General features: G+C 43.1%; 22 protein-coding genes. 12 read left to right on the forward strand and 10 right to left on the reverse strand.

The window, feature by feature from the left end:
• The first annotated feature begins 57 nt into the window (after positions 1–57).
• From nth to VTAP4600_RS05780, 4 genes are all read left to right on the forward strand, one after another.
• Positions 58–699 (forward strand): endonuclease III, encoded by a 642-nt coding sequence (gene nth, locus VTAP4600_RS05765; RefSeq protein ID WP_102521918.1) that lies wholly within the window; start codon positions 58–60, stop codon positions 697–699.
• 9 nt (positions 700–708) lie between these two features.
• The gene (gene gloA, locus VTAP4600_RS05770) at positions 709–1,125 is read left to right on the forward strand and encodes a lactoylglutathione lyase (RefSeq protein WP_102521919.1); all 417 of its coding nucleotides are present in this window, start codon (positions 709–711) and stop codon (positions 1,123–1,125) included.
• 134 nt (positions 1,126–1,259) lie between these two features.
• Complete coding sequence (locus VTAP4600_RS05775; RefSeq protein ID WP_102521920.1) at positions 1,260–1,697, forward strand: DUF2753 family protein; 438 nt, start codon at positions 1,260–1,262, stop codon at positions 1,695–1,697.
• A 335-nt stretch (positions 1,698–2,032) separates the two neighbouring features.
• Positions 2,033–2,911, forward strand: a complete 879-nt coding sequence (locus VTAP4600_RS05780; RefSeq protein WP_102521921.1) for a transglutaminase-like domain-containing protein — start codon at positions 2,033–2,035, stop codon at positions 2,909–2,911.
• A 150-nt stretch (positions 2,912–3,061) separates the two neighbouring features.
• On the opposite strand, the gene motY is transcribed toward VTAP4600_RS05780, so the two are convergent.
• Positions 3,062–3,943 (reverse strand): flagellar protein MotY, encoded by an 882-nt coding sequence (gene motY / locus VTAP4600_RS05785; RefSeq protein ID WP_102521922.1) that lies wholly within the window; start codon positions 3,941–3,943, stop codon positions 3,062–3,064.
• Between the two features lie 217 nt (positions 3,944–4,160).
• On the opposite strand from motY, the gene rnt reads away from it, so the two are divergent.
• Positions 4,161–4,814 (forward strand): ribonuclease T, encoded by a 654-nt coding sequence (gene rnt / locus VTAP4600_RS05790; RefSeq protein WP_102521923.1) that lies wholly within the window; start codon positions 4,161–4,163, stop codon positions 4,812–4,814.
• Positions 4,815–4,851: 37 nt separating this feature from the next.
• Complete coding sequence (locus VTAP4600_RS05795) at positions 4,852–6,171, forward strand: Na+/H+ antiporter family protein (RefSeq protein WP_102521924.1); 1,320 nt, start codon at positions 4,852–4,854, stop codon at positions 6,169–6,171.
• Between the two features lie 184 nt (positions 6,172–6,355).
• Here VTAP4600_RS05795 and VTAP4600_RS05800 read toward each other — a convergent pair whose 3' ends face one another.
• Positions 6,356–6,691 carry a Grx4 family monothiol glutaredoxin gene (locus VTAP4600_RS05800; protein ID WP_102521925.1) on the reverse strand — a complete coding sequence of 112 codons (336 nt, stop codon included), beginning with the start codon at positions 6,689–6,691 and terminating at the stop codon, positions 6,356–6,358.
• Positions 6,692–7,061: 370 nt separating this feature from the next.
• Here VTAP4600_RS05800 and sodB point away from each other — a divergent pair, with 370 nt between their 5' ends.
• The 3 genes from sodB (at position 7,062) to VTAP4600_RS05815 (ending at position 9,272) form a co-directional block, all read left to right on the forward strand.
• Positions 7,062–7,646, forward strand: coding sequence for a superoxide dismutase [Fe] (sodB, locus tag VTAP4600_RS05805; RefSeq protein ID WP_102521926.1), 585 nt, complete (start codon positions 7,062–7,064; stop codon positions 7,644–7,646).
• A 209-nt stretch (positions 7,647–7,855) separates the two neighbouring features.
• Positions 7,856–8,359: a VC2046/SO_2500 family protein gene (locus VTAP4600_RS05810; RefSeq protein ID WP_102521927.1), complete on the forward strand. Its 504-nt coding sequence runs from the start codon at positions 7,856–7,858 to the stop codon at positions 8,357–8,359.
• 229 nt (positions 8,360–8,588) lie between these two features.
• Positions 8,589–9,272 carry an SDR family oxidoreductase gene (locus VTAP4600_RS05815; RefSeq protein WP_102521928.1) on the forward strand — a complete coding sequence of 228 codons (684 nt, stop codon included), beginning with the start codon at positions 8,589–8,591 and terminating at the stop codon, positions 9,270–9,272.
• A 77-nt stretch (positions 9,273–9,349) separates the two neighbouring features.
• Here VTAP4600_RS05815 and VTAP4600_RS05820 read toward each other — a convergent pair whose 3' ends face one another.
• Both VTAP4600_RS05820 and VTAP4600_RS05825 read right to left on the reverse strand, forming a co-directional pair.
• Complete coding sequence (locus VTAP4600_RS05820; protein ID WP_102521929.1) at positions 9,350–10,561, reverse strand: IS256 family transposase; 1,212 nt, start codon at positions 10,559–10,561, stop codon at positions 9,350–9,352.
• Positions 10,562–10,666: 105 nt separating this feature from the next.
• On the reverse strand, positions 10,667–10,870 hold the full coding sequence (locus VTAP4600_RS05825) for a hypothetical protein (protein WP_102521930.1): 204 nt from the start codon (positions 10,868–10,870) through the stop codon (positions 10,667–10,669).
• Positions 10,871–11,094: 224 nt separating this feature from the next.
• Here VTAP4600_RS05825 and purU point away from each other — a divergent pair, with 224 nt between their 5' ends.
• Entirely contained in the window at positions 11,095–11,928 is an 834-nt protein-coding gene (gene purU / locus VTAP4600_RS05830) for a formyltetrahydrofolate deformylase (protein WP_102521931.1), read from the forward strand.
• Positions 11,929–12,076: 148 nt separating this feature from the next.
• On the opposite strand, the gene VTAP4600_RS05835 is transcribed toward purU, so the two are convergent.
• On the reverse strand, positions 12,077–12,667 hold the full coding sequence (locus VTAP4600_RS05835) for a VOC family protein (protein ID WP_102521932.1): 591 nt from the start codon (positions 12,665–12,667) through the stop codon (positions 12,077–12,079).
• A gap of 277 nt (positions 12,668–12,944) precedes the next feature.
• Here VTAP4600_RS05835 and argS point away from each other — a divergent pair, with 277 nt between their 5' ends.
• Entirely contained in the window at positions 12,945–14,678 is a 1,734-nt protein-coding gene (gene argS / locus VTAP4600_RS05840; RefSeq protein ID WP_102521933.1) for an arginine--tRNA ligase, read from the forward strand.
• An 87-nt stretch (positions 14,679–14,765) separates the two neighbouring features.
• On the opposite strand, the gene lpxM is transcribed toward argS, so the two are convergent.
• Positions 14,766–15,707: a lauroyl-Kdo(2)-lipid IV(A) myristoyltransferase gene (lpxM, locus tag VTAP4600_RS05845; RefSeq protein WP_102521934.1), complete on the reverse strand. Its 942-nt coding sequence runs from the start codon at positions 15,705–15,707 to the stop codon at positions 14,766–14,768.
• Between the two features lie 75 nt (positions 15,708–15,782).
• Between lpxM and VTAP4600_RS05850 the strand changes: the two genes are divergently transcribed.
• Complete coding sequence (locus VTAP4600_RS05850; protein ID WP_102521935.1) at positions 15,783–16,220, forward strand: HIT domain-containing protein; 438 nt, start codon at positions 15,783–15,785, stop codon at positions 16,218–16,220.
• 86 nt (positions 16,221–16,306) lie between these two features.
• Here the strand turns inward: VTAP4600_RS05850 and VTAP4600_RS05855 are convergent, their stop codons facing one another.
• The 4 genes from VTAP4600_RS05855 to VTAP4600_RS05870 all read right to left on the reverse strand — a co-directional run bounded on the left by VTAP4600_RS05855 (position 16,307) and on the right by VTAP4600_RS05870 (position 23,332).
• Positions 16,307–16,525, reverse strand: coding sequence for a FeoC-like transcriptional regulator (locus VTAP4600_RS05855; RefSeq protein ID WP_102521936.1), 219 nt, complete (start codon positions 16,523–16,525; stop codon positions 16,307–16,309).
• Positions 16,522–18,792, reverse strand: coding sequence for a Fe(2+) transporter permease subunit FeoB (gene feoB, locus VTAP4600_RS05860; RefSeq protein ID WP_102521937.1), 2,271 nt, complete (start codon positions 18,790–18,792; stop codon positions 16,522–16,524). Before feoB ends, VTAP4600_RS05855 begins: the two co-directional genes overlap by 4 nt.
• Before the next feature lie 7 nt (positions 18,793–18,799).
• A complete protein-coding gene (locus VTAP4600_RS05865) occupies positions 18,800–19,021 on the reverse strand; it encodes a FeoA family protein (protein ID WP_102521938.1) in 222 nt (73 codons plus the stop codon).
• Positions 19,022–19,894: 873 nt separating this feature from the next.
• Positions 19,895–23,332 (reverse strand): AraC family transcriptional regulator, encoded by a 3,438-nt coding sequence (locus tag VTAP4600_RS05870; RefSeq protein ID WP_102521939.1) that lies wholly within the window; start codon positions 23,330–23,332, stop codon positions 19,895–19,897.
• Positions 23,333–23,458: the final 126 nt, after the last annotated feature.

Below are 23,458 nucleotides of genomic sequence, written 5' to 3' on the forward strand. Positions count from 1 at the left end.
ATAAGGGGCGAGTAACTAAAATACGCCCCATCAATCACTCAAGGAAGCAGCCTCGGTATGAATAATACAAAAAGGCGGGAAATGTTAGAGAGATTGCGTCAAGACAATCCCAACCCGCAAACAGAACTCAACTGGAACTCCCCTTTTGAACTGCTGATCGCAGTTCTGCTTTCTGCGCAAGCCACTGACGTTAGCGTAAACAAAGCAACCGACAAACTTTACCCTGTAGCCAATACGCCTCAAGCTCTTTTCGATCTTGGCGTTGACGGTGTAAAGAGCTACATCAAAACCATTGGCTTATTTAATTCCAAAGCTGAAAACGTCATCAAAACATGCCGTATTTTACTCGATAAACATCAAGGTGTTGTACCTGAGAGCCTAGAAGCTCTGGTTGAACTTCCTGGTGTGGGACGAAAAACAGCCAATGTCGTGCTCAACACCGCCTTTGGCTGGCCAACTATTGCGGTTGATACCCATATTTATCGTGTCTCTAATCGCACTAAACTCGCAATGGGTAAAACCGTTGACGATGTAGAACAGAAATTACTCAAAGTCGTGCCTAAAGAGTTTAAATTAGATGTCCACCACTGGCTCATTTTGCACGGCCGCTATACCTGCATCGCACGAAAACCTCGTTGCGGCAGCTGTTTAATTGAAGATTTATGTGAGTTTAAAGATAAAATTTATCCAGAAGGTTAGGAGAATACAATGTCGAAGGGAAGAATACTGCACACCATGCTACGCGTAGGCGATCTAGATAAGTCGATTGCTTTTTATACCGACGTATTAGGCATGAAACTGCTGCGTAAAAACGAAAACACACAATATGAATACACGTTGGCATTTTTGGGCTACGGTGATGAATCGGAAGGTTCTGTCATTGAACTGACCTACAACTGGGGCACAACAGAGTACGATCTAGGCGCAGGCTATGGCCACATTGCTCTTGGGTTTGACGATATCTACCAAACATGTGACGTAATTAAAGCCGCTGGCGGCAACGTAACCCGTGAACCAGGCCCAGTGAAAGGCGGTTCAACCCATATTGCGTTCGTAAAAGACCCTGACGGTTACATGATTGAGCTTATCCAAAATAAATCGGCAGGAGCTGGCTTGGAAGGTTAGTCTCAAAAATAAGTAACAAAGCGAGCGATGGCTCGCTTTTTTTATGCTCGCGTCATAATTTATAAAGCCACAGCTTTACATGATAATGATTATCAATTAAATTACACCCTCAATAATGAATGGAGGGTGAGATAATGAACATGACGGAATGGGAGAAGCATACAATTCAAGCTGATACTGCATTGCAGGATAATGACTTACTGCGCAGTATTCTTCATTACCAGCAAGCTTTGGCCATTTCAGATCAGCTCTCTTTCTCTGACGATATCGACATTGACGACCTACTCACGATTAAGGTCATCTCATGCCATAACTTAGCCAATTTCTGGCGCTTATCTGGCGATGATGAATACGAATTAAAGTACCTACAGCTTGCTTCTGAACGCCTGTTAACTTTAGTACCTCAATGCCACAATAAAGAGTGTGATTCATTTGTCGACTCACTAGGCTGCTGCCAAAAGGCGCTCGTAGAGTTTATGAAACGCCACCCAAATCCTGAAGTGGCTAAGCTGGTTCAAAATATCAATACCGCATCGAGCTGCAACGTTATTGCTAAATTCAGATTAAACTAGTTCACAGCCCTACCGATTCAAAGACAACCAAACACCAAAAAGGCAGCGTATTAACCGCTGCCTTTTGCTATGCCATTCTTTGTTGCTATGCCGCCGCCATAATTATACGGAAACGTTTGGTCGTTCCTGTAGTTCAGGTTCTGGAAGATCCGCTGACGATGTCTTTGATTGAGCGTGCTCGCAATTCGCGTTAAGAGTCATTCGTAACGCTTGGACTTTTGGTTTAAATCAGCTTTAGTGTCTAGGCACAATGGTTGAGGTAGATGGTAGCGTTGTTCATCAACTTATTTGAGCTATGTGTTTTAGTGTGCATTCCACAAAGGTAGTATAAGTAAATGGTTGTTAACGACTACATAAAAAATACGGAGTTTACAGAACTCACTAAGGATCTATTAGACATCAGTGAAGTGCCTGATGACATTGCGGGTATATGCAAATTTGTTCAAGGGAATCTTATCCACTCGTATTGGCTTGAACACTATGGTATCGAGATTGATCCCTCGAACAAACTGACAGAAATGCAGACTCGGTATGCTAAAGATTTAGTCTCTTTAGCAATGTTTAAATCGGGCCAACCTTCTCATGTGTTCAAAAAAGCAAACCATAGGGTTGTAAGTATTTGTAGAGACTTTTCACTATTGGTTTGCTCGATCTTGCGGTCAAAAGGAGTACCAGCTCGACTAAGGAGTGGATTTGCGACTTATTTAGCTCAAAATCATTTCGAAGATCACTGGATTTGTGAGTATTGGGATAAAGAGAAAGGATGGTTAGCGGTCGATGCTCAGCTGGACGAAATTCATCATCAAATTTTGAAATTTGATTTTGACCCGTGTGATGTACCACCATCAAACTTTATAGTGGCAGGACAAGCTTGGAAGTTATGCCGTGAAAACGTGGAGTCTGCTGACAATTTTGGATTTCGGGATTTCAAAGGATTGGCGTTTATCAAGGGTAGCCTTATTCGAGACCTGTATGCATTATCAAAATTTGAAATGCATACGTGGGATACAGGTTGGGGCATATTACCCAAATTCATAAGTCCTATTTCTGGAGAGGATGAATTAACTCTGCTTGATGAACTTGCGGATGTTAGTTGTTTTTCAGATCACTCCAAAGCTCTTAAGTTAGTCGAGTCATGTAAGGAGATAAAGCTACCTAACGGTTGGGATTGCTCGAAGTTTCCGACATTAAAAGAGCTCTATGCTTCACTGTAGGCGCAGAATACACATCACAAATAAGTGTTCTGTTCTAGAAGGTGGCGCTGAAGGTTAGCATTGTTACCAAAAACCTAATTGATCGGACAAATAAAACTAACGAAGCCACGTATAAATACGCGGCCTCGTGGATGAGCTGTATGGCAGTGACTACACCTGATTTCGGCCTAAAGAAATCACTACCCTACGGTTTTTATCTTTACCCAGTGGTGAACTGTTATCTGCAATTGGCCTTCTTTCACCGTAGCCTTGAATCTCAATTCTATCCGCAGGTAAGCCAAGGGATTTAAAGTAATCTCGCAACACAACCGCCCGCCTTTCAGACAAGCTTTGGTTGCCCTTCTTGCCACCGGATGAATCGGTGTAGGTTGCTACCAACACCAAATCAATGTCTTTGTTATGTTTTACGTATTCGGCAATTTTAGCTAAGCGCTTTTGAGACGCTTTGTTGAGCTGATCGCTGTTGCGATCGTAGTGCAAAATAGTGAAAGAGATATCTTCAAAGCTGTATGGCAATAATTGGCTCACACACAAACTAAACGCATTATAGGGTTGTTGAAACAACACCGATGACAGCGCGACTTCTACGCGTTTATCGCGGCTTTGCCAATCCGCATAACTAAAGGTTGGATAGCGGCCTTTTTCTAGCTCGGCCAGAATACCCCATGCGGTTTGCCCGCCAATATAGCCGTTGAATTGCTTAAAAAATTGAATACTAGAAATTTGTTCCGCATTTTCACCCGGTCTCCAAGATGGAGGCATCGAAATCAAAGAAACGTTACGAGTGTCTCCCATTGGGCGACGCATTTTCAACTCAAAGTCTAAGTTGATTTTTTTACTGGCACGAGAAGTAAACTCAGCAACACCATAATTGAGAATAGGGTGTACTAAGCGGCATTCCAGCGGACTGTTAACAGCCATAGACCACATCGACTGCCCTGGAGTTGCTTCATAACGTGTTTGTGCAGCTCCATGTACCATGGATGAAGCTAACGCAACCGATGCAGCACTCAACGCCAACCAATTTTTCATAAATATTACTTCTCTGGTTCTTTGAACTAGCGGTAATAGTTTGCCGTTAGTTCGTCGTCTGAGTAGTCAAAGTAACGACTTTGACACTAATGCAGGTAGTAATGCAAAAACCCCGCCAACTATCACTGATTTTTCTCGTTAATTAATGAGCTCGCTGGTTTAGCTTGTAGTCATAATCTGCAATAATGCCCGACTTGTCACACGGACCAGAGCAAATATGACTGTAGAAAATGAAGCATTGACCCTTAAAAAGCGTTTTAGAGGGTACTTTCCCGTTGTAATCGATGTCGAAACTGCAGGATTTAATGCAAAAACCGATGCACTTTTAGAGATATGCGCAATTACATTGAAAATGGATGATGAAGGCAACTTAATGCCCGCTTCTACCATTCATTTTCATATCGAGCCGTTCGAAGGCGCGAATCTTGAAAAAGAGGCGTTAGAGTTTAACGGTATCCGTGACCCTTTCAGCCCACTTCGTGGTGCTATTTCAGAAGCAGAAGCACTGCGCGAGATATACAAATTAGTTCGAAAAGAGCAAAAGCAAGCCGATTGCAGCCGTGCGATCATGGTGGCGCATAATGCGACGTTTGATCTTAATTTTGTTATGGAAGCCAGCGCCAGATGTAAGCTGAAACGCCTACCCTTTCACCCTTTTGCCACTTTTGATACGGCAGCCTTAAGTGGGCTTGCTTACGGCCAAACGGTATTAGCAAAAGCGTGTCGTACCGCTGGGATGGAATTTGACAATAACGAAGCGCATTCGGCTCTTTATGATACGCAAAAAACAGCGGATTTGTTTTGCGGCATTGTAAACAAGTGGAAAGCGTTAGGTGGTTGGCCTTTGGCCGATAACACCGAACAAAAATAATTAAAACACAACTTTTAAAATATTTAATGAGAACAATATGAACCCAGTAGTAATTTCTGTTTGTATTATGCTCGTTCTTGCGCTTATGCGGGTTAATGTCGTGGTTGCACTTACTTTTAGTGCGATGATCGGCGGTCTTGTTGCAGGGATGAGTTTGACCGATGCGGTTTCCGCATTTGAAAGTGGCCTTGGTGGCGGTGCTACCATTGCATTAAGTTACGCCATGCTTGGCGCGTTTGCGGTTGCGATTTCTAAATCAGGATTAACTGATTTACTGGCCAACCGAGTAATCAAACACATCAACGGCCAGGAAAGTAATGCTAATTCAGCCGTATTAAAATACGTTGTGTTAGTTGCACTTATTCTAGTGACGGTTTCTTCCCAAAACGTCATTCCTGTTCACATTGCCTTTATTCCAATTTTGATCCCGCCTTTGCTTGGTGTTTTTGCGAAATTGAAGCTCGATCGCCGACTGATAGCTTGTGTGCTTACCTTTGGCTTAGTTACCCCATACATGATTCTTCCTGTTGGGTTTGGTGGCATCTTCCTTAATAATATTCTTCTTGCCAACTTAAACTCAAACGGCATGCAAGTGGTTGCTTCACAAGTTCCAACTGCGATGCTACTGCCTGCAGCGGGCATGCTATTCGGCTTGTTGACGGCGATTTTCTTTAGCTATCGTAATCCACGCGAATATCAAAAAACTGAGCACACGGAGATTCAGCAAGAGAAAGCCATCAATATGCGTCATATCTGGGTTGCTCTTGCGGGTATTGTTGCTGCACTTTCAGTACAGTTAACAACAGGCTCAATGATTATCGGTGCATTAGCTGGCTTTATGGTCTTTACCTTTGGTGGCGTCATTGCGTGGAAAGAAACGCAAGACGTAATCACGAAAGGTGTTCACATGATGGCAATGATTGGCTTTATCATGATTGCAGCAGCGGGTTTTGCTGCGGTAATGAAGCAAACGGGTGGCGTTGAGTCTCTAGTAGAAGCGTTATCAACCAGTATTGGTGACAACAAACCTCTCGCTGCATTATTGATGCTAATCGTCGGTTTATTGGTAACAATGGGCATTGGTTCTTCATTTTCTACCATTCCGATTATTGCCACCATTTATGTACCACTAGCGCTGGCGTTTGGTTTCTCACCAATGGCAACTATCGCTCTTGTGGGTACGGCTGCCGCTCTGGGCGACGCAGGTTCACCCGCTTCGGATTCAACACTTGGTCCTACGTCCGGTCTAAATGCCGACGGCCAACATGAGCACATTTGGGATACGGTAGTACCCACGTTTGTTCACTACAACCTACCACTGATTGTGTTTGGTTGGATTGCAGCGATGGTGTTGTAAGAGGCTTGAGTATTCGCTTCGCTCATAAGGCGTGAGGACGGGCTTCGCCCTGAAGGTAGACTTATGCCTTATGCCTTATGCCTTATGCCTTATGCCTTATGCCTTATGCCTTATGCCTCAACCTACAAAAAAGGCTTGGTTCTCACCAAGCCTTTTCTTTATTCTGCGTTTCTGATTCGGAAGATTACTCTTCGTCGCCTTCAACTGTTGCAGCCGCTTCTTTAATTATTTGTTGAAGTTCACCCTTCTGGAACATCTCAATAATAATATCGCAACCACCAACTAGCTCGCCACTCACCCAAAGTTGTGGGAATGTAGGCCATTGTGCGTACTTAGGAAGTTCAGCACGGATATCTGGGTTTTGCAGAATATCAACGTATGCGAATTTTTCACCACAACCCATTACCGCTTGAGCAGCTTGAGAAGAAAAGCCACAGCTTGGTAGCTTAGGTGAACCTTTCATGTATAGCAAAATGGTGTTTTCTGAAATCTGTTGTTTGATCTTATCGATAGTTTCCATTGCTTCCTCTTAATGGATGCTTCTTTAAAGTGCATTCATTTTACTTGTTTAGAGCCAAATAAAAAGCACATAATCTTTATGGTTTTAGGTAAACTGAGCGCTTATTCTCACCTTGAACAAGTTTTTCTAGCTAGAATGCTTAGTTAGCACAATTGGCCAAGCCTTTCTTAACAAGACTCAATGGCTAATTAATCCTTTTTTTATGGTTTTTCTTTTAATAAAGTAAAAACTTGCTAAACTACCCAGTAACAAATCACAGAGCTTAAAAACTCAGGTTTAGCGCTCAGTGAATAATAAGCAAAGTCAGAAAAAAAATAATTATTGGAAGCAACGGAAAGACAGCACTTTCCACCAAACGGAGATACGCGCAATGGCATTCGAACTACCAGCACTTCCTTACGCAAAAGATGCACTACTACCACACATCTCAGCTGAAACTTTAGACTTTCACCACGGCAAACACCACAACACTTACGTTGTTAAGCTAAATGGTCTAATTCCTGGTACTGAGTTTGAAGGCAAAACACTAGAAGAGATCATCAAAACTTCTACTGGCGGTGTATTCAATAACGCAGCTCAAATTTGGAACCACACGTTCTACTGGCACTGCCTAGCTCCAAAAGCAGGCGGCGAACCAACTGGCGCTGTTGCGGATGCTATCAACGCTGCATTTGGTTCTTTCGAAGAATTTAAAGCAAAATTCACTGATTCAGCAATCAACAACTTCGGTTCTTCATGGACTTGGCTTGTTAAGAACGCTGACGGTTCTCTAGAGATTGTTAACACGTCTAACGCTGCTACTCCACTAACAGACGAAGGTGTTACACCGCTTCTAACTGTGGATCTTTGGGAACATGCTTACTACATCGATTACCGTAACGTTCGTCCAGATTACATGAATGGCTTCTGGGCTCTAGTTAACTGGGAATTCGTAGCTGCGAACCTAGCTAAATAATCCCCTCCCTATAGGGTATTAGATTTAGTCTTTTTCAAACCCACGCCTATGCGTGGGTTTGTTTTTTCACTTCCTGCAATAAAAGTCAGACCTCTTCCAGCCTTTTCGCCTTCCGCCTTCCGCCTTCCGCCTTCCGCCAAAGTTTTTCCTTCTTTCCCCTAAAGTTCTTCCTTTTCTTGCCGTTAACTTTGTATCAGGCGAGGGAAATCATGAATATCCATACTTTAGACAAAGCAACAATCATTAACGAACTGAACGTTGGCGCAGGCATTAATACTGCTGTTAACCAAGGTCGTCGTGCTGATTTTGCTCTATTAGTTTCCATGTTTTCAAACGATGTTCGTGACAATACCCCCGTTGAAGAAATTGAACAGAAAGTCACGTCAGACGACATTCTGCGCGAACAGTTTGAGTTGGCAACGCCACAAGCTCTTCGTTCCAACCAAGACACTTATTCACGCTCTGCAAAACAAGCAGAACTGTTCCATGCGAGCAGCATCGTAAGTACGCGTTTGTCTCATGGCTTGAACCCCGACGCTCTGGCGTATCTTCCAGAACAAACCCATGATCTTCCAGAAGAGGTGTATCACAACCTTTCTGGTCACGAACGCCGCCGATTAGCTGAACCTAAATCCCAAGCAACGATCCCTCAGGATATTTACAAGCAAATGTCTGTAGCACGATTATCCCACCAAATGCAAATTAGCGCCTAAATTCTTATTATTGCGACAAGTTAAATCCGCCCCTCTCAGCAATGTGAAGAACTCCTAACTTTCAGACTTATCCTTAAGCAAGCTCTAAAACTATGATGCTTTTCACATCGGATTATTCCATTTATCCCATACTAAATGTTCGAAGGTTACACCTAAATAGTCCGCGGCTCATGAGGAACACATTGGGTTAGCTAAACACTTCCAAACTCATTTTAGAGTGAGATAAGCAATGGATATACGCAACTCAGTGATTCTGGTTACTTCTGCAGGAACGGCTTTAGGCTGTACTTTAGCCACGCACTTTCTTAAGCTAGGAGCAAAGGTGATCGTCGCCGATACCGATAGTGTTCTATTACTTGAAACTATCAAACGCTGCCGAAAGATTGTAAACGATGTCGACTACTATCATTTACCAGATAACACCCCCTCAAGTATTGAAGCATTATTTGATCATATAGATGATCACTTCACTGATGGTATTGATGTGTTGATAAACCATTGGCCAAGCCAACCTTTACCTAGCCTCATTGATGAAACGCACACTAATCGAGACTTCGCCGAGAGCCTAACCGGAGTGGTGTCATCGTTGTACGGTTATGGTCAGGTGACGGCACGTCGTATGCGTCAACACAATACGAAAGGCGTCATTGTTAACCTAACGTCTAACCAAACTCAAAATATGGATGACAGCATGAATAATATGTCTGCCATGCTGGCAGGTCTCACGCAAAGTTGGGCTAAAGAGTTAGATCAATTTAATATCCGAGTGGGCGCTGTTGTACCGTCACATCAGAGAATATCTAGATGCGAACATGGGAAATGGGCCCGAGTACAAGATGAGTTAATTCGAAACACTGAGTACATCGTGGCTAATGATTACTTTAACGGCCGAGTGATGGCCGCGGAGGCGTAGGGGTTACGGGTTACGGGTTACGAGATATTTTTACGTTTGATTCATGGAGGCTGTAACAGATTCTGTGTAACTGCCATTTAGTTAACGTGTTTATCGAGACGTTCCTCGAACTCGATAATAAACCGACTCATAGCCTGACGCCAGTTTTGAATGGGCATCGTCCATTTCTTGCTGGCGTCTTTGATTGCTAAGTACACCATTTTGGTTGCGGCCTCATCGTTAGGGAAGATCTTCCGCTTTTTTAGTGCTTTACGGATCACGCTATTGAGAGACTCAATAGCATTGGTTGTGTAGATGGCTCTACGGATATCTTCTGGGTAGTTGAAGAGCGTGTTGAGGTTCTGCCAGTGATTGCGCCAGGACTTAGATATTTGCGGATATTGCCCATCCCAGACTTCGCCAAAGCGCTCCAGTTCGAGTAGAGCCTCATCTTCTGTAGTAGAGCGATACACTCGTTTCAGGTCGGCAGTCACCGCCTTATAGTCTTTCCAAGACACATACTTCAATGAGTTCCGCACCATATGGACGATACAAAGCTGAATATGCGTTTGGGGGAAGACAGTATTGATAGCGTCAGGAAAGCCCTTCAATCCATCTACACACGCAATAAGGATATCTTCAACACCACGTTGATTGAGTTCAGTTAGAACACTCAGCCAAAACTTAGCCCCCTCGTTTTCGGCTATCCACATGCCCATTAGCTCTTTCTGACCATCGGTGTTAATACCTAAAGCAAGGAAAATCGACTTATTGATGATACGCTTGTCTTGACGGATCTTGACCACAATACAATCGAGATAAACGATAGGATAAATGGCATCGAGTGGCCTTGATTGCCACTCCACTATTTCTTCTATCACCGCATTTGTGACGCGCGATACGAGGCTGGGTGATATCTCCGCACCGTACCACTCATCGAAAGCGTTTACGATGTCGCGCGTACTCATTCCTTGGGCGTAGAGCCACAAGATTTTGTCATCCATAGAGGTAAATCGTGATTGGTGTTTTTTGACTAGCTTGGGGTCAAACGAGCCAAGGCGATCCCGAGGTGTATCGAGTTCAAACTCGCCATCTTCGGTTTTTACGCGTTTGCTACTCTTTCCATTGCGGCTATTATTCGATCTAGAGGGTTGGTGTTTTTCATAGCCAAGATGCTCATCCATTTCCGCATTGAGTGCGGCCTCAACCGTAATTTTTTTCAGCATTTGGCTGAACTCAGTTAAGTCCTCAGGGGTTTTAATTCCTTTTGCTGCTTCCTTGGCGAAAGCTTCAAGCTCTTTCTTGTTCATATTGCCTATCCTTAGCCTTTAAGGCTTAGTTTAGGCAATTACACAGAAATTGAGACAGTCTCTCAGTGACCAACGATACCGCCCCTCGCTATAACGACAAAATTACTATCTGTCTCTGTGCAAATAGCGCTGCAACCATGCAGGCCCCTCAAAAGTTTCATCTTCATGCATTAACGCTTTAGCAGCTTCAGCCGGTGTCGCTTTGTTTTGCCATAATTCGGCTAATTGCTCATCATCGATATTGCAGTCACCCATCAAAGAACTCACACGTTCTGCGTATATTCTTCTAGCCAGCAGTTCTTTATCCATTGCTTCACCTTTCACCAATTCGGTAGAGAAAACGCCAACAACCCCATCACAAGTGCTGATTTTGTTGAAACTAGAGCCATAATAGATTAATTATAGCTTATAGATTGCGCTCTAACGCTTGTTTCCCTTTTTATAAAACCCATCTGCGTCTCAAAGATTTATATTTACGCCACAAAAAAATTAAAGAACTTTAAGTTCAAAAAATTACAAGGAAGTACCAATACATGGAAAAGAAAACATTACTTACGCATTGCACCGACGCCCCGGGTCTTATCGCTAAAATCACCAACATTTGTTACAAACATCAACTGAATATTATTCATAACAATGAATATGTCGATAATGGCAGCGGTCATTTCTTTATGCGTACGGAATTGGAAGGCTACTTCAACGACGAGACATTTTTGCTCGATTTAGATCAAGCTCTTCCTGCAGGGACAAAACGTCGCTTAGTCGGCTCTGAGTGCAAGCGTGTGGTTGTATTAGTGACAAAAGAATCACACTGCTTAGGTGATATTCTCATGAAGAATTTTGATGGCAGCCTCAATGTTGAAATTGCGGCCGTTGTGGGTAACTATGACATTCTTCAGAGCCTAACTGAACGCTTTGATATCCCATACCACCACGTTTCACACGTCGACCTAAGCCGTGAAGAGCACGAAGCTGCGATGCTAAAAGTGATCGACAGTTATGACGCTGACTACTTAGTCTTGGCGAAATACATGCGAGTACTAACGCCCGGTTTTGTTGAAAAGTATCACCACAAAATCATCAATATTCATCACAGTTTCTTACCCGCATTCATCGGGGCGAAGCCCTATCAACAAGCCTATGACCGCGGCGTAAAAATCATTGGCGCAACGGCTCACTTTGTCACCAATGATTTAGACGAAGGCCCAATCATCAAGCAAGACGTGATTCCTGTGGATCACAACTTCAGCGCAGCAGACATGGCGCAAGCCGGACGTGATGTTGAAAAGAACGTTTTGAGCAAAGCACTAAACAAAGTCGTCAATGACCACGTATTTGTATATGGCAACAAAACCGTGATTCTTTAGAAAGCGAATACAGAACGGTCGCAAGTTCCCACCTAGAAACGAGGCCGCTTCGCTACTATAAGAGCAAATCATTCTTTTTTGCTCTTATAGTCTCTAGTCTCTAGTCTCTAGTAAGCATAGCGCATTCTGTAATCGCTCTACTCATGCTTTAACCTTGTTCCGACTCTACTATCGCCTTTAACGGGTGTGGGTGGAGTTTGATGCAGATCCCTTGATGTTTAAAGGCCACCGTTGGGTTATTCAAACGCTCCCCGTCACCTTTAGGGCTTGATAGCTTAACGTCAATTTCAGGATGACGCTCAAGCGCCTGACTGAGTGTAGGAAACTTCTGCTTAATATCGGCAAAATACGCTTCTGCAGTCTCCGCGTTAGATGGAATAACAAATTCGATGTGCTCCCAATCTTGATGAGGATAAATTTTACCCGGCGCTGGGTAAGGTAATTCCAGACACTCAACTGCCCATGTTGACGCAATTAACGGTTCGTTAAACTCTAATACGATGATAGAGCGGCCATTGATCTGAGCATCAGAAATGACCCTACCGTGCTCCTGCCAAACTTTGTGAGCGTTTTCAGCCAGTTCCTGTTCATTAATTCGCATGGCGAGGTGATCCGCCTGAACGCTTGTTAAATCGACGTCTAAGCGATCCAATAATTGAGTGACTTTAGCCATAAAAGTAGGTAGGCGTTCGATCATTTGTTTGGGTGCGAGCTCGGCACGTTCCAGTGAATTAAGCATCATTCGTTTCCAGTTTGTTATTTTCCTGCATGGTAGCAGAATTGCCCGCAGCATTAAGACTTGGTATTGCTAAATTTCTCGCTCAAGTGAACAAAATTGGCCAACTCGATCCATTTCCTCATTAAATCGTCAAAAAACACATTCCATTGACTACTAGAATCACAATTAAATTGGTATGATTACCGTCATTTTTGTGAACTCAAACAGACATCCTACACTCAGTCCGCAGCTGAGTGAATGAATAGCAGCCCTATTCTCGGAATTGAAGGAAACGCGTGTGAATATCCAAGCACTTATTAATGACAAAGTATCTCAGGCTCTCGAAGCCGCTGGCGCACCTGCAGGCAGCCCTGCTGCTGTACGACAATCTGCAAAGCCACAATTTGGTGACTACCAAGCAAACGGTGTGATGGGCGTTGCAAAACGACTAGGCACTAACCCACGAGAATTTGCTCAAAAAGTATTGGACGTTCTAAACCTAGACGGTATCGCTTCTAAAGTTGAAATCGCAGGTCCTGGTTTCCTTAATATCTTCCTTGACGAAGCTTTTCTAGCAGAGCAAGCCGACGCCGCTCTCGCGGATTCACGTCTAGGCGTTAGCGCTGAAGAATCCCAAACCATCGTTGCCGATTATTCAGCACCAAACGTAGCTAAAGAAATGCACGTTGGTCACCTACGTTCAACCATCATCGGCGACGCGGTTGTACGTACGCTTGAGTTTTTAGGCCACAACGTTATCCGCGCTAACCACATTGGTGACTGGGGTACTCAATTTGGCATGCTTATCGCAAACCTTGAGCGAGTACAAGCTGAGACGGGCGAAGTTTCTATGGAGCTTTCGGACCTTGAAGGCTTCTACCGTGAATCTAAAAAGCTTTACGATGAAGACGAAGAGTTTGCAGTAAAAGCACGTGGTTACGTAGTTAAGCTACAAAGCGGCGATGAGTTCTGCGCTCAAATGTGGAAAAAACTGGTTGATGTTACTATGGTTCAAAACCAACGTAACTACGATCGTTTAAGTGTTTCGCTAACTCGTGAAAACGTAATGGGCGAAAGCATGTACAACAGCATGCTAAAAGGCATTGTTGCCGATCTTCAAGCAAAAGAGCTAGCGGTAGAAAGTGACGGCGCTCAAGTTGTCTACCTAGACGAGTACAAAAACAAAGATGGCGACCCAATGGGCGTTATCGTACAAAAACGTGATGGCGGCTTCCTATACACAACAACGGATATTGCTTGTGCAAAATACCGTTACGAAACACTAGGTGCCGACCGTGTTCTTTACTTCATTGACTCACGCCAGCATCAACACCTTATGCAAGCATGGACTATTGTTCGTAAAGCGGGTTACATCCCTGAGTCTGTGTCACTTGAGCACCATGCATTCGGTATGATGCTAGGTAAAGACGGCAAACCATTTAAGACCCGTGCTGGTGGTACGGTTCGCCTTGCTGATCTTCTAGATGAAGCAGAAGAGCGTGCTGGTAAGCTGATTGAATCTAAAAATCCAGATCTAGCGGCAGACGAAAAAGCGAACATTGCGAATACTGTTGCGATGGCTGCAGTTAAGTACGCAGACCTTTCTAAGCACCGTACAACAGATTACGTGTTTGATTGGGACAATATGCTAGCATTTGAGGGTAACACTGCCCCTTACATGCAGTACGCTTATACTCGTGTTTCTTCTATCTTTGCTAAAGCTGGCGTTTCTATGGATGACGTTACTGGCGAAATCAAGATCACTGACGACAAAGAAAAGGCGCTAATTGCAAAACTACTTCAGTTTGAAGAAGCGGTACAAGCCGTTGCTCGTGAAGGTCAGCCACATATCATGTGTAGCTACCTGTTCGAACTTGCGGGTCAATTCTCTAGCTTCTACGAAGCATGCCCAATTCTGATTGCAGAAGACGAAGCTGTTAAACAAAGCCGCTTGAAACTTGCCGCTCTAACTGCAAAAACCATCAAGCAAGGTTTGTCGCTACTGGGTATTGATACGCTAGAGCGCATGTAATTTACTTATGTAGATATAGGTAACTAGATAGCAAAACGCCTCGCATATGCGAGGCGTTTTTTATTGCTAAATGAATATTCTGTAAACTTAATACAGCTCCGTTCCATCTGGCCTTGTTCGAAGCAAGTTCAAGATCCACATATATTGCTCGGGTCTATCTTTAAGTAATTCTTCAAGAGCCTGATTCATCATTCTCGCATCTTGCTCTTCATCGCCTGTTGGAAAGTTTTCTAGGGCAGGAAGAATGAATAGTTCGAATTTCCCTTTTTCTGCGTTATATGCAGGGATCATCGGTACCACTTTTGCTCGGCTCAGCTTGGCTAGCTTTCCAAAGCCTTTTAACGTCGCTTTTTCAGTACCAAAAAATGGAACAAATACCGAGTTTTGCGCACCATGATCTTCATCTGGTAAATAGTAAGCCATGTACCCATCTTTGATCGATCTTAAGTACGGTTTTATTCCTGAATCTCTTGGCACTATCCTTCCGCCATAACGCATCCGCTGTACGTTCATCAGCCAATCACCAATCGGGTTTTTCTGAGGTCGGATCATAATAACCACATCATGGCCGTAGGATGAAAAGTACATACCGGTATAGTCAATCGCCCAACAATGCGGAACCAACGCGATCACTTTTTCGCCTTGCTCTAACAACGGGAACAAGTGCTCTCTACCAAACACTTCACCTCTATTTTGATTGTACTTCTTACTTCTCACCGTCAGTTCAGCGTAACCTAAGAAAAACTGCGCCGCTGTCTCGTATGTTTTGGCTAGCAGTTCTTGTCGCTCTTCTGGGGTTTTTTCTGGATAACACAATTCAATGTTTTTCCGCGCTCGCCTTAGAGCCCCTGAATTTCGTTTAGAAAAATAGCCCGAAATCCAAGAAGCAAATCTATCACGCAACCGAAAGGGAACAAAAGCAAGCAAAATTGCGAAGCCTATTCCGAGCCACGTTGGCCAATATTTAGGATGTAGAAAGCTCCATTGAAACTTCGGGTCGTACAGCTGTTTTTGTATATTGTCGCTCATATGGGCATCATAATTTTCTGAGTCGTTGGCGGTTATGGTATAACAAAGCTAATTTAAAACAAACTGTTGCCCATTATGGAATTTACACTTCACCCTCAACTGCAAAAAGACACCGATGTCATCGGCGAATTCCCACTTTGTTTAGCGCTTTTAATCAAAGATAACGCTGTACCTTGGGTTATTTTGGTGCCTAAAAAAGCAGAACTTAAAGAGTTACATCACCTGCCAATGGCGGATCAGCATCAGTTTCTTATCGAATCTCAAATAGTCTCCCAGATGCTTGAACAGTGCTTTCAACCAGACAAACTCAATTTGGGTGCTTTGGGTAACATGGTGCCGCAACTTCATATTCACCACATTGCTCGATTTACAACTGATATAGCATGGCCAGGCCCAGTTTGGGGCAACACGAATGGGGAGTGGAGAAGCCAGGATGATCAACAAGCAATGCTTGCTACCATGCGATCCGCTTTTTCGACATGTTCTATTTTTCAATCTAAAGTGTCTGACTGACAGAGTTGAAACACAAAAAATGGCGCTGGATTCAGCGCCATTAATAGTTAATACCCGCGAGCACTTCCTCTAAGCATGAACTTAGCTTAAGCAATCACATTCAATTGTATTTCGTTACTCTGGACCCAGTGATAACTGACTTCATTTCGCTTTGCATCAACCAAGCGAGACACACGACCTTTTTTTATCCAGACCTCTAACATCGCATCAACGCCATCATCGCTTATCGCAAATTTTTTACACAGATCACGACGAGTCACCGTAGCGTGTTCTTTAAGGTAGTGCCCTAACTTAGTTAATATCATTGCAGCAGTGCCTCTTGATTCAAGGTTTTCTGGCCTTCTTTTTTCAATACTATGTAAGTCAGCACAAACATAGCGACAACCGCTACAATCCAAACACTGCTTGAAGCAGGGTTAGCTGAAAAGTGCGTCACTTGGTAATACAAGGCCGCAGCACCATACGCGAGCAGCATCGTCCAGCTACCAATAAACGCCGCAAACTTTTGCCCAAACTCACGTACATAGGCGCCCATCGCAGCAACACATGGCGTGTAGAGCAATATAAAAATTAAGTATGCGAAAGCAGCGTTACCTGATACAAACTGACTTTTTAAGTTACCAAATATCGAAACATCCACCTCTTGCTCATCAGCAACACTTGATGCATCAGTTAAATCGCCAACTTCGATGCCTAATGGGTCACTAAACGACAGACCTAATAGATTTTCCGGTATGCTCATTACCGCTTCTTCCATACTCGCTTTTAAGTCGTACTCCGCATCATCGGCTTCTGCTGAGGTATACAGGCTATTTAGCGTCCCTACTACTGCTTCTTTTGCAAAGATACCAGTAATGATACCGACGGTTGCTGGCCAGTTACTTTCAGCCACACCAATAGGTTCAAAAATCGGTGTCACAACTTGTGCCGCACGAGATAGTACTGACTTCTCGCTGTCTTCATTACCAAACGTCCCGTCGGTACCTAGTGAATTAAAGAAGCTTAAAATAGTCACAACAATAACGATGGTTTTACCCGCACCTAAAACAAATCGCTTCAGTTTTTGCCACGTTTTGATCATGACATTCTGCATGGTCGGTACTTCGTAGTTTGGCATTTCCATGATCAGGCTTTCACTGCTTCCAGGGTACAAAGTACGCTTCAGCATTAAACCGGTGCCAACTGCCGCGACGATACCTAATAGATAAAGTGCAAACACAACATTTTGACCGGAGCCCGGAAAAAATGCAGCAGCAAACAAAGCGTATACCGGTAAACGAGCACCACATGACATAAATGGTGCCATGGAAGCGGCTAATTTACGCTCGCGTTCTTGATCTAGAGTTCGAGTTGCCATAATCGAAGGCACGTTACAGCCAAAACCTAAGACTAGGGGAACAAAAGCTTTGCCAGGCAAGCCAATTTTCTGCATCACTTTATCAAGTACAAACGCGGCTCTCGCCATGTAACCAGAGCTTTCAAGTAATGTCAGGAATAGATATAAACAAGCGATAACAGGGATAAACGTCGCAACGGTTTGAATACCACCGCCAACACCATCAGCAATTAATGTCACAAGCCATACAGGCAGGTGATCATCTAACAGATAATGACCACCATCAACCAACAGTGCCCCAACACCTATATCGAAGAAATCGATGAATGCACTACCAATATTGATAGAGAACATAAACATTAAGTACATAACGAAAAAGAAGAAAGGAATACCAACCCACTTGTTTAAAACAAAGTTGTCTGCTTTTTCGGTAAAGCTTGCGCTCGACTTACCTTCACTACGCCTTACTTTTTTGCACAATTCATGCAAAAAAGTAAATTTTACATCAGCGACGTGTAAATCAACGTCGACATCAAGATTTGCCTTTTTAACGTTTAACGCATTTCGATGCTCAGCACTAAGGCCATTAATGACCAGTGCATCTGATTCCAACGCCCGAATCGCCATCGCTCGCTGACTGATCGTATCCTCTTGCCAGTAATTCCCGATATCAGATATTGCAGCTTCAAACTCGCGATTGTATTCCAGTTCAAATGGTTGAGTAGCCACCCCTTGAACTAACAATTTATGCAGTTTCTTTTTAAATTCGCTCATCTCATTCGCATCATTTGCTGACAATGAGAAAACAGGGCAACCCACGACTTTTTCAAGTGTTTTGATATCAATCACTTGGCGATCTTGTTTTAGTGCATCCATCTTATTAAGCACCAAAATCATTGGTCGACCTAATTCGCGTAATTGTAGCGTCGTATAAAGGCTTCGCTCTAAACTGGTTGAGTCAACGACGTTAACGATCAGATCAGCAGGGTAAGAAAGTGCAGCTCGTGATGCGATGGATTCATCAATACTGTTAGCATCATTACCGCTATCTAGAGAATAGATACCCGGTAGATCGGTCAATTCAAAACGGTCGCCAGCGTGTTCAAAATGGCCCGTCTTTTTTTCTACAGTAACACCAGCCCAGTTGCCCACCTGTTGTTTAGCGCCAGTGAGGCTATTGAAAAAAGTTGTTTTACCACTATTCGGATTACCAATAGTTAAAAGTTGGTAGTTCATAATGCCTCTACTTGACTTCGATTTTGCTAGCTACGTGGTTTCGGATTGCGATAGAGACACCGCGTACCATGACTTGTAATGGGTCTCCCATCGGTGCTCTGCGCACTACGGTAAGTTCAGTATTTGGCAGAACCCCCATCACCATTAGCTTTTTTCTTGTTTCTAAAGTCAGCGTAGAGAAGTTAGACACCAGCGCCTTCTCTCCATCTTTTAATTCAGACAATGTCATATTGCTTCCAAAATCGTATTCGTAATGATAAGAATTATTATTTACAAGCAACTTTACACTTAAACTTGTTACAAAGTATTGCTCCTGGTCAATTTTGACAGAATCTTTGCATTCGCAAGTACGTCAAAAACGTTAAATTGTGTTTTTCTCGCTTTAGACTCCACCGTTAAAAACGTTAAATTATGTCAAACTCTTAACCATCTTCACCCTTACTCAATTTACGACTGAAATATTAAAACTTTGGAAAATACAAACAAATCATTAAAAACAACAATTTAAAACAATAAAAGTGAATTTGTCGGATTTCTTATAGTTGATGTCGTTAATTCAATAAAGAAATTAAGTCATCAATAGTATAGTTATTCACATCGAGAGGGATTCCCTTCTCACACAAGAATTCCAGAGGTGATATAGCTCGCTATATCACTCCGGCAGCAAGCGAAGGTGCCCTTGGCACCCGTGGTATGGTCCCCCCGGCTATACCACGACTTTTTTTTCTTCTTTTATATCCCCTTCGTAAACCTTAATTCATGCTACTTTATTCGCGTTGCAACTCTCAGATCATTTTCATTCTAACCACATTACCTTCTGTCATTGATCACCAAAACCCCCAGCAATATTAAGACTGATAACCTACCGGCATGCACACGAGCTTCTGACACAGTCAAAATGACCAGTGAGGCGTTGGGTTTTGTTATGCGATATGACGTAGTGAATAAAACGGCTGAAAGTAGCAAACGGGAATAATGATATAAGAAGCCCTAACCTAAATTTATTCAAGTCTAAGAGCTTCTACTTGCTTCAAAGGGCTGTTAATTTCGAGGGCTATAGATTTAGAGCACTATAGGTTTAGAGGACTATCGATTTCGACCGCTATAAATTGCTAGATTCAATAAATTTGCTAGGCGAAATACCATAGTGATGCCTAAAACGCTGACTGAAATAGGAGGGATCGTTAAATCCAGAGTCAAACGCGACATCCGCAACTTTATGACCCGCAATGAGGAGTTGGCATGCGTGCTCTAAGCGTATTTCATTCAAATACTCTTTAAAGGTCTTTCCTGTGCATCCTTTAAATTTCCTTTGTAAGCTACGCTCAGATGTGAATAATAATTTCGCCATTTGTGCAGTGCCGAACTCTGCATCGTGATAGTTAACTTCAACAAGGTTTTGAACCTTGATTAACCATGGACTGTCCTTTGTCACAGAAAAAGCCCCGAATTCATCGTCTGGCTTGTGACGTCTCTCGTCTAAATCAGACCCAGCTTGAGGCTGTAATGGCTCAGCAAAGATTGTTCTAGCGTCATAGAGCGGCCATAAAACTTCGACTTCATTTTCTTGTTGAGCATTTTGAAATATCTTGCACTCACCATTCCCAAGCGCAACAAACTGCCTGATCGCAGCTAAACTGACGTCATTGAGAGCATAAGGCTGAGTGCCCAATTCCAATTTATCGATAGCACTAAATGTCGTGACCTCTTGCTTAGAAAAATATCGTCCATTATCGGTAATCACAAACCCTGCACCTTCTGTTCCAGTGGCTATACATAACCGAACCTTATCGCCCTTTTTACAGCGACGTAGTGCATTATACAAAATCCCATGTAGTACAAGATCTAAATTGAAACCACTGACTTCCAGCCCCTTGGCGTCGGAGGTCGTGACAAAACACAACTCAATGCCATGCAATCCAATATCTTCTTTCATCGCTAACAACACAGCATCGCAAACCGCGTTAAGTTCAAACACAGACTGACTCTTGCCCTTTTGCGGTGTCAATTGCATAATTTGCTGAAGCTTTTGTGAGGCCTGATTCAGGTTCTTTTTTTCCTTCGAATGAGGGGTAATACGAGTAACCTGAGAGAGCTTATTAAATGCTTCTAGAGCAAGTACATCTATAAAACTTTGTCGTGTCGCCAATTGCTTTTTAAGCTGCACATTACTATATAACAAGGCATCACTCTGATGCTTTAATTGGCTTGTTCGCAACTCGACTTTGTCTTTCAACTTTCTGTTTATTACCCAGACTTGACGAGACCGCCAATAAAAAAACAGTGCAATAGCAAAAAGTACAAAAAGACCACTCAGTAAAACAAACCAACCAGACATAAACCACGGCGTTGATACCGTAAACTTAAATGTTGATGGGTTATCTTGTAAACTCACTGCGCTATCTGTTCTGATTTCTAGCTCGTACTCTCCGGGCAAAAGGTAATCAATCGTCAATTGCGAGCCTTGAAATTTAGTCCACGTATTATTACTTGAACCCAACAACCGATATTCCAAACTCCAAATATCAAAATCGGGCAAGACTCCTATGACAAAAGACAATGTTTTACCGTGCGGGAATACATAGTGCTTTTTAGCATCAGGCGCATAGGCAACCGGTATTGTATCAAGTAAAACCTGACCCACCCGCACCTGACTTTCAGGCAAGTGGGCTGCAAGTAATGCCGTTTCTGAAGCATAAATAACCCCATGCTTGGAGCCAAAAATAAAATTTTCTTTCGATTCATCAACCGAACACGCATCAGGCAAGAACTCATTATTGACTAGACCAAATGGGGCGCCAAAATGACGTTGAAGTTCTCCTTCATAAGAATAAAAACTTAGCCCTTTCGACGTCGTAAGCCAGAGCCCCTTATCCGTTGAAAGCACACATAAAGGTTTTATGTCTGTTTCGTATAAAGCGATATCCGTCAAGGTTGCAGTGTCGAGACTTAAACGTGACAGCCCGTGGCTAGAGATATTCCAGATATAGCGACCTTCTGTCTCCAACATATCGATTGTTTGTCCAAACAACTGACTGGTTTTCTGAAGAGTGATCTTGCCGTTTTGGTAAAGATAGGAACCATGACCCGTGCCTATCCATATAGAGCCACTATGACCACTGTAAAGATGGGTAATACTACTTGGCCCAAGTTCACTCGTTACCCATTCGTAACCTAGGTTCTCAACAATTGACTGTTCAGGAAAGTAGCGCAATAATCCTGAATCTGTCGTCACCCACAGTACACCAGCATCATCAAAAACAAGATGATTGATCTTGCGGTTTTGTAACTGACTGGGAAAACGGTTCTTTTTAATAGCGTTAGAATTGGGGAAATACTGATAAAGACCATCATCCATCGCTAGCCACAGTTTTTCCCCCTGTCGAACCATGTCATTGATTGCAGCGGTAACAACACGCTCAGGCTCTTCCGATACTTTTGGCTGAAATTTGTATAACCCTCGGTCTGTTGCTATCCAATACAATCCTTCTCGGTCGCTAAATACTCGATTAATATGACCTAGCCCCGATGTGCTTTTTAGTTGGTTCGATTTGATACGTTCAAAAAGACGACTAAATAAAGAAAAATAGCTGATGCCTTTATTGGTCGCGACCCAAATCCCACCCTGGCCATCGTTTAATAGGTCATATATATAGCCGCCAGGTAACGAATAATCATCTTGAAAGTTTGCGTTTATTTGGGTGACTTCTTCATCTAAAAAACGAAAAGCCACAATCCCATTTTCAGTTCCAATCCAATACGCTGCATCTGTCTCTTCTATGGTAATTACTTTAGCGGAAGGCAGGATGAACGGAGCACTTTGTTGGTGGTCATCAATATTAACAATGCGTGCCCCTTGAAGGGTTCCAATTACCAATTGGCGACGCTTAGGAGAAAAGTAGATAGTTTCAACATGAGCTCTACCTGATGCTTTGATGTGACTAAAAGTATCACCATCACTGAGGTATGTTCCGGAGGTCGTCGCTAAGACCCACTTATTTTGAATAAATATCGCTTGATTGATGCTGACTTCACTACGCGCTGTGCGGTTGAAAACAAATGTGAGCGGGTACTCGGTAAATTGACCAGAATGAGTATCGTAAGTATAAAAGAATTCGCTTCCTGCTATCCAAAGAAAGCGTCCACTTGTCCCTATCTTCTCTATTGTCCGGTTAAGACCCAGACTAAGCATGAGTTCGGGCTCTTCTGAGGGGCTAAATCGATAAACTTGATTCTCTTGAACATACCAAAAATAATTATTGATATAAGCGACATCGTCCACTGGGAAATCAACGATACCGCCAGAGCGAGGTAAAATATGTCGGCCATCAAAAAATCGCAGCTGACCATAAACATCATGAATCCAAAGCCCACCAGCCGGGCCAGAAAACATTTGCTTGGCCACAATGAATTGCCCTTGATGCTGCAGTGGCAAAGGGTAAAAAATAGACGAGTTTTCAGACGCGGTGGCATTGTTTTGGACAAATGCAAAGCAGTGTAAAAAACAAAACAATACCCAACGACAAAACGATGAGTTCACAAAGTTACCTATGGCAGCAAAAGAACAAACAATGCGTTTGCTTGATTATTTTTTAATAAAAATTATCTTCAAAAAATATACGAAATGCAGCCAATAAAAAAGGCGTATTGAGATACGCCTTAAATT

It is taken from the genome of Vibrio tapetis subsp. tapetis, from assembly GCF_900233005.1.
GTDB lineage: Bacteria > Pseudomonadota > Gammaproteobacteria > Enterobacterales > Vibrionaceae > Vibrio > Vibrio tapetis.

Bases quoted from the DNA above. Each gene is read 5' to 3' on its own strand.
- nth (WP_102521918.1), top strand. From the start codon at position 58: ATGAATAATACAAAAAGGCGGGAAATGTTAGAGAGATTGCGTCAAGAC.
- gloA (WP_102521919.1), top strand. From the start codon at position 709: ATGTCGAAGGGAAGAATACTGCACACCATGCTACGCGTAGGCGATCTA.
- VTAP4600_RS05775 (WP_102521920.1), top strand. From the start codon at position 1,260: ATGAACATGACGGAATGGGAGAAGCATACAATTCAAGCTGATACTGCA.
- VTAP4600_RS05780 (WP_102521921.1), top strand. From the start codon at position 2,033: ATGGTTGTTAACGACTACATAAAAAATACGGAGTTTACAGAACTCACT.
- motY (WP_102521922.1), bottom strand. From the start codon at position 3,943: ATGAAAAATTGGTTGGCGTTGAGTGCTGCATCGGTTGCGTTAGCTTCA.
- rnt (WP_102521923.1), top strand. From the start codon at position 4,161: ATGACTGTAGAAAATGAAGCATTGACCCTTAAAAAGCGTTTTAGAGGG.
- VTAP4600_RS05795 (WP_102521924.1), top strand. From the start codon at position 4,852: ATGAACCCAGTAGTAATTTCTGTTTGTATTATGCTCGTTCTTGCGCTT.
- VTAP4600_RS05800 (WP_102521925.1), bottom strand. From the start codon at position 6,691: ATGGAAACTATCGATAAGATCAAACAACAGATTTCAGAAAACACCATT.
- sodB (WP_102521926.1), top strand. From the start codon at position 7,062: ATGGCATTCGAACTACCAGCACTTCCTTACGCAAAAGATGCACTACTA.
- VTAP4600_RS05810 (WP_102521927.1), top strand. From the start codon at position 7,856: ATGAATATCCATACTTTAGACAAAGCAACAATCATTAACGAACTGAAC.
- VTAP4600_RS05815 (WP_102521928.1), top strand. From the start codon at position 8,589: ATGGATATACGCAACTCAGTGATTCTGGTTACTTCTGCAGGAACGGCT.
- VTAP4600_RS05820 (WP_102521929.1), bottom strand. From the start codon at position 10,561: ATGAACAAGAAAGAGCTTGAAGCTTTCGCCAAGGAAGCAGCAAAAGGA.
- VTAP4600_RS05825 (WP_102521930.1), bottom strand. From the start codon at position 10,870: ATGGATAAAGAACTGCTGGCTAGAAGAATATACGCAGAACGTGTGAGT.
- purU (WP_102521931.1), top strand. From the start codon at position 11,095: ATGGAAAAGAAAACATTACTTACGCATTGCACCGACGCCCCGGGTCTT.
- VTAP4600_RS05835 (WP_102521932.1), bottom strand. From the start codon at position 12,667: ATGCTTAATTCACTGGAACGTGCCGAGCTCGCACCCAAACAAATGATC.
- lpxM (WP_102521934.1), bottom strand. From the start codon at position 15,707: ATGAGCGACAATATACAAAAACAGCTGTACGACCCGAAGTTTCAATGG.
- VTAP4600_RS05850 (WP_102521935.1), top strand. From the start codon at position 15,783: ATGGAATTTACACTTCACCCTCAACTGCAAAAAGACACCGATGTCATC.
- VTAP4600_RS05855 (WP_102521936.1), bottom strand. From the start codon at position 16,525: ATGATATTAACTAAGTTAGGGCACTACCTTAAAGAACACGCTACGGTG.
- feoB (WP_102521937.1), bottom strand. From the start codon at position 18,792: ATGAACTACCAACTTTTAACTATTGGTAATCCGAATAGTGGTAAAACA.
- VTAP4600_RS05865 (WP_102521938.1), bottom strand. From the start codon at position 19,021: ATGACATTGTCTGAATTAAAAGATGGAGAGAAGGCGCTGGTGTCTAAC.